We start from the raw sequence: 6215 nt of genomic DNA on the forward strand, positions 1-6215 counted from the left end.
ATTTCCCCTTTAAATTTAATGTTTTTTAAACCGTCATTGAGAATAAATTAGTCTCAGGAGATTTTCTTTTTAAATGTAAATCAAAAGCCATACAGATATTACGAACAAATGGTCTTCCAGCTTCAGTAATTTTTAGTTTATTTTCTTCAATTACAATTAATTTATCTTTCTCAATTTCTTCAAGATCTAATAATACAGATGGTAATTCTTTAAAATATAAAGATTCACTGCTCCAAGAAGTTTCAAGATCGCAAGTAAGGTTTAAAATGTGTTTTCTAATAATTAAATCTTCATCATTTAAAATATGTCCTTTTACGATAGGCAGTTGATCTTCTCTTAAAATTCGGTAATATTCTTCAAGACTTTTTGTGTTTTGAGCAAAACTATACCAGCTGTCGCTGATAGATGAAACACCTAAACCTATCATAAGCTGCGTTTTAGATGCACTGTATCCCATAAAGTTTCGATGCATTTTTTATTATGCGCGGCGTGAAATAAACTGTCAGAAGACAAAGCAAAATGATCCATGCCAATTTCATGATAACCATTGGCAGAAAGCAATTGTTTTCCAGTTTCGTATAGTTGTCTTTTCTCTGCATCTTTAGGCAGGTTTTCTTCATTAAAGCCGCGTTGTCCGTTTCCTTTTATCCAAGGCACATGAGCATAGCTGTAAAACGCTAAACGGTCTGGTTTTAATGAATTTGTTTTCTCGACTGTGTCAATTACATCATCAACAGTTTGAAAAGGCAGACCAAAAATAATATCGTGTCCGATAGATTTATAGCCAATTTCTTTTGCCCAAAAAGTAACTTTTGCTACATTATGAAAAGGTTGTATACGATGTATTGCTTTTTGTACTTTTTCGGCATAATCCTGAACACCAAAACTAACTCGGCGGAAGCCTAAATCATATAGTTTTTTTAACTGTTCGTAGGTAGTATTATTAGGATGTCCTTCAAAGCTAAATTCATAATTATCAGCTTTGTCGGCTAATTTAAAAATACCATTAATTAAATGTTCTAAATTTTCGGTAGAAAAAAAGGTTGGAGTACCGCCGCCTAGATGAATTTCTTTTATGAAAGGTTTTTCAGGAAGCAACTCACAGTATAATCTCCATTCTTTTAAAATTGCACTTATGTATATCTCCTCTACAGAATGATTTTTTGTAATTCTTTTATTGCAGCCACAAAAGGTACACATGCTTTCGCAGAATGGCAGATGCAGGTACAAACTTATTCCGTTTTGTGAATTACTTTCTGAGAAGGATTTTTGAAAAGAAGACTTCCATTGTTCTACAGTAAAGGCAGATTCGTTCCAATAAGGAACAGTTGGGTAACTTGTATATCTAGGGCCTGGTACATTGTACTTCTGGGTTAGTGAAATTTTCATAAGACAAATTTATTTTCCCCCAAAGTTAGTTATTGATAAGAAGATGTAAAATGACAAATGTCATGTATCGATCAAAAAAAGGAGACTCATAATGAGCCTCCCTTTACTGAATTAAATAACTAACATTAAATAGAATCCTGAATGATTTTAAGCCATTTTTTTGCAAACATATGATCTTGGTATACGCTTATTTGTTTAATGCGGTCATCGTCAAAATCATAGAATGGAATTGTAATTTTTTTAGAAGTTTCTTTATCCTGAAATTCAAAATCAATTTTGACAATGGTTTCTGAATTACCTTCAGTGGTTAAAACTAACTTGCATGATGATACACTTTTTAAGTCAACAAAAATTGATTCCTGTTGGTTAGGATTAAAGTTCATTAAAATAAACTTTCGGTTTTTTTGATCTATTGTAAGTGTTTTGTTGTTTTGTGATTCCGTCAAATCAAAATCTTCGGGATGAGTTGGATTGAACTTCTTTTTTATGTCTAGAATTTTTGATTTGTTCGCTGCGCTTGATCGTGCAGAAAAATATACTGGTACGGCAACTATGATCGCAATCACAATGCCTATTATTGTAATACTTGTGTCCATTTCTTTTAAAATTTGATAAATACATGAAATTATAAACGGTTTTCCTGAACGAAAACGGTTTACGAGTGCGAGAAGAAAAAAATCTTCCTTAAAGTTTCATAAGTATACTACCAAAAAAAGTGGAAAGGGTAGAGCATTATTAAGATTTTCTTGCTCTGAGTAGAAAATTGATTGACAAAGTTTGAAGCTGGCTTTTCAATTCTATAGTGTGGAATAGCCAGTAATAAAGAATCAAACCACTTTATTACACCAGAATTGGTGTGTTTAATATTCGCGGCCAATTGATAACCTGCCTGAGGTTGAATAAATGCAGATGAATCTGGTGTTTCTTTACCGAAATTGGTATCCGTTTTTTGAGTTTCGATTTTTTGCACCACAGGGCTTTCTGCTTGAGCAGCAAAAAGTCCAATAATCAAGAGTGATATAAAAAATACAATTTTACGAATCCAATTCATGCGGGCGAAATTAGTTCATAAAATACAATAAAAGAAATTTAGAGTGCTAATTACTTCTTAAAAAATGGTTTATTGAATTATCCTCAATTTATTTTCATTAAATTGAGGATAATAAAACATTATTGCTGCATTTTAAAATAATAATCAGCAGAGTGTTTTCCACCGCCATAAAACAAGAAAAATATGCAAAGTAACAATACAACGATTGCTAAAGCTAAGCTTTCAGAATGCATGTGTCCCATGAAATTGATAAGAACTGCTCCAAATAGTATTGGTAATTGAGCGGCGATTGCCCAGCGGGTAAGCAGCCCAAAAAAGATCATTATACCTCCAATCATATGCGCGGGGGCGATATAATGTAAAAGAAACATTCCGCCTCCGAATCGATCTATTGGAGAAATCAAATCATGCAGATATTGAACGTTCGTTACAAAAGAAACCCCTTTCATAAATAAGAAAACCCCCAATATTACACGTACTAAATCTACTGGTAAATAAGTGTGCGAGTTTGCCCACTTATTCAAGCTTTTTACATTTTCCATGATACAACGAGATTAAAAATTATATACTAAGTTACTAATTTTTAGTGATATATTTAATTTAAGTATCTGGAAATAAGTTTTTTGATATTATTTTAACACGTTTAAAAAGTAGTGCATAATTTAAACTTGAATAACTCCTAAGTTAAATGGCTTTTGAATAGGAGCGTGGTTTGCCGCTTCAATTCCCATTGAAATCCATTTACGAGTGTCCAACGGATCAATTATGGCATCTGTCCATAATCTAGATGCGGCATAATAAGGCGAAGTTTGTTCGTCGTAACGTGCTTTTATTTTATTAAAAAGTTCAGTTTCTTTTTCTTCGTCAATAATTTCTCCTTTCGCTTTAAGTGAAGAAGCTTCAATTTGTGCTAAAACTTTTGCGGCTTGAGTCCCGCCCATAACAGCAAGCTCAGCGCTTGGCCATGCAAAAATTAATCTTGGGTCATAAGCTTTACCGCACATGGCATAGTTTCCTGCTCCATAAGAGTTGCCTACAATTACTGTGAATTTAGGCACAACCGAATTACTTACGGCATTGACCATTTTAGCTCCATCTTTAATAATTCCACCATGTTCAGATTTTGATCCAACCATAAAACCAGTAACATCTTGCAGAAATACTAAAGGAATTTTCTTTTGATTGCAATTGGCAATAAATCGGGTTGCTTTGTCGGCACTGTCAGAATAGATAACACCGCCAAACTGCATTTCGCCTTTTTTTGTTTTAACTACTTTTCGTTGATTAGCAACAATCCCTACAGCCCAGCCGTCAATTCTTGCGTATCCAGTAATTAATGATTGACCGTAACCATCTTTATAAGCTTCAAATTCTGAATTATCAACGAGACGATTAATTATTTCCATCATATCGTACTGCTCATTTCGGGCTTTTGGTAGAATTCCGTAGATATCATTTGGTTCTAATGCTGGTTTTTCGGCTTTGATTCGACTATAACCTGCTTTATCAAAATCACCAATTTTATCGACTATATTTTTAATTTTGTCTAGAGCATCTTTATCATCTTTAGCTTTATAATCAGTCACGCCCGAAATCTCGCAATGTGTTGTTGCTCCACCCAAAGTTTCATTATCTATTGTTTCGCCTATAGCTGCTTTTACTAAATAACTTCCAGCAAGGAAAATACTGCCCGTTTTATCTACAATTAAAGCTTCGTCGCTCATAATTGGAAGATAAGCCCCGCCAGCAACACAACTGCCCATTACAGCGGCAATTTGCGTAATGCCCATACTGCTCATTTGAGCGTTATTTCTAAAAATTCGTCCAAAATGTTCTTTGTCTGGAAAAATTTCATCTTGAAGCGGCAGATAAACACCTGCACTGTCAACTAAATAAATGATGGGAAGTTTGTTTTCGATTGCAATTTCCTGCGCTCGCAGATTTTTTTTGGCAGTTATAGGAAACCATGCTCCTGCTTTTACAGTAGCATCATTTGCAACAACAATACATTGTTTGCCTTTTACATAGCCAATTTTAACAACCACGCCGGCAGAAGGACATCCGCCATGTTCTTTGTACATTCCTTCACCTGCAAAACCGCCAACTTCAATACTATTTGAATTTTCATCCAATAAATAAGCTATTCGTTCACGAGCTGTCATTTTTCCTTCGGCATGTAATTTCTCAATGCGTTTTTCACCGCCGCCCAATTTTACTTTGGCAAATTTTTGTTTTAATTCAGAAAGGAGTAGTTTATTATGATCTTCGTTTTTATTGAAGTTTAAATCCATGATATAGTATTGATTTTGTAAAATAGTGTTGGCTAATTTACAAAATCAATTGAAATAAACAGAGTATTTCAAATTTGTCTGAACGTTAATTTTAGAGGATTTTATTTTCTTAAATAAAAAAGCAGAAGCGGTTGGCTTCTGCTTTTTCTATAGCTATATAAATTGTATTATTTTTTCGGATTGCAAGCCATTCTTTTTAATGTTGCCCATTGTTTTAAAGCATCACGTGCTTCAACAGCTGGATAACCCAACATTGTTTTTCCTGCTGAAACATCACCTATAACACCAGAACCAGCACCAATAACAGCACCATCACCAATTGTCGTGTGATCTTTTATAGAAGCACTTCCGCCAATAATAACTCCGTTTCCTAAAGTTACTGATCCAGCCAAACCGCTGTTTCCAGCCATGATACAAAATTTCCCTAATTTACTGTTATGTCCAATTTGAACTAAATTATCAATTTTACAGCCGTCGCCTAAAATTGTTGAGCTGAATTTTCCGCGGTCAACACAAGAGTTTGCTCCAATTTCAACGCCGTTTCCTATTATTACGTTTCCAATTTGTGGAATTTTGACTAAACCTTTTTCAGAACATGGGCGAAATCCGAAACCGTCGGCTCCAATTGTAGCATTTGGGTGAATAATACAATCGTTGCCAATGTGGCAGCGTTCACGAACTACTGATCCTGACCAAATAACAGTGTTTTTTCCGATAGTGCATTCGTCTAAAATTGTCACATTTGGATATAAAGTTGCATTTGCTCCAATTTCAACTTTTGGACCAATATAACATCCAGCACCAATCTTAGCGCCTTCGCCAATTATTGCAGTTTCATCTACAGTTGCAGTTTTGTGAATGTTTGTGCGAAATATTGGAGTAGGAGGGGCAAAAAGATTTAGAATTTGTGACATCGCTAAATCTGCATTTTTTACTTTGATAAAAGCACGATTTTCTCCTGGTTCGATCGAAATATCTTCATTAACAACTGCAATTGAAGCATTTGATGCTGACCAATATTTTTCATATTTTTTGTTTCCTATAAACGAAATTTCAGAAGTGGTGGCTTTTTCTAATTGCTCGGTTGCGGTTACGCTTTGTGAAGTTGTGCCGTAGATTACACCATTAATTACTTCGTTAATTTCTTGAATAGAATAGGATTTCATTGATAAGTTTAATTGACTAAGGGTTTATTTTTTGCCAAATAAAATGAAATAGATTTTAATTACCTAATAAAATTTTCAAGTTTTTTGATAAAAGTTTATAATAATAGTTTAAATATTACAAAATTAACATTTTACCTATTAATTTAATGAATGTATTCTAATTTTACGTACTGCCTTTTCTTGTATTGTCGATGTTTAAGCAGTTAAATATCGTAAAAAATACGGCGATAGAAGAGAATCATTTTGTTGATAGGTAGTGACTTACATTTTTAATGTTAATTAATGTTTTAGTATTTGTGAAAAAAAAAAAGCATCTTT

At 33.7% G+C, this 6215-nt stretch carries 5 protein-coding genes and 1 pseudogene; all 6 read right to left on the minus strand.

Going from position 1 to position 6215, the window contains the following annotated elements:
• Nucleotides 1-25: 25 nt before the first annotated feature.
• Nucleotides 26-1389 (minus strand): annotated as a pseudogene (gene hemN / locus BOW57_RS15060) (oxygen-independent coproporphyrinogen III oxidase).
• 125 nt (nucleotides 1390-1514) lie between these two features.
• Nucleotides 1515-1985 carry a hypothetical protein gene (locus tag BOW57_RS15065; protein WP_089052362.1) on the minus strand — a complete coding sequence of 157 codons (471 nt, stop codon included), beginning with the start codon at nucleotides 1983-1985 and terminating at the stop codon, nucleotides 1515-1517.
• A 107-nt stretch (nucleotides 1986-2092) separates the two neighbouring features.
• On the minus strand, nucleotides 2093-2440 hold the full coding sequence (locus BOW57_RS15070; RefSeq protein WP_129055404.1) for a hypothetical protein: 348 nt from the start codon (nucleotides 2438-2440) through the stop codon (nucleotides 2093-2095).
• A gap of 119 nt (nucleotides 2441-2559) precedes the next feature.
• Nucleotides 2560-2982 carry a DoxX family protein gene (locus BOW57_RS15075; RefSeq protein ID WP_089052360.1) on the minus strand — a complete coding sequence of 141 codons (423 nt, stop codon included), beginning with the start codon at nucleotides 2980-2982 and terminating at the stop codon, nucleotides 2560-2562.
• Between the two features lie 120 nt (nucleotides 2983-3102).
• On the minus strand, nucleotides 3103-4731 hold the full coding sequence (locus BOW57_RS15080) for an acyl-CoA carboxylase subunit beta (RefSeq protein WP_089052359.1): 1629 nt from the start codon (nucleotides 4729-4731) through the stop codon (nucleotides 3103-3105).
• Between the two features lie 167 nt (nucleotides 4732-4898).
• Nucleotides 4899-5897 (minus strand): UDP-3-O-(3-hydroxymyristoyl)glucosamine N-acyltransferase, encoded by a 999-nt coding sequence (lpxD, locus tag BOW57_RS15085; protein WP_129055406.1) that lies wholly within the window; start codon nucleotides 5895-5897, stop codon nucleotides 4899-4901.
• Between the last annotated feature and the right edge of the window lie 318 nt (nucleotides 5898-6215).

The sequence above is a fragment of the Flavobacterium sp. YO64 genome, assembly GCF_004119505.1.
Lineage (GTDB): Bacteria > Bacteroidota > Bacteroidia > Flavobacteriales > Flavobacteriaceae > Flavobacterium > Flavobacterium oncorhynchi.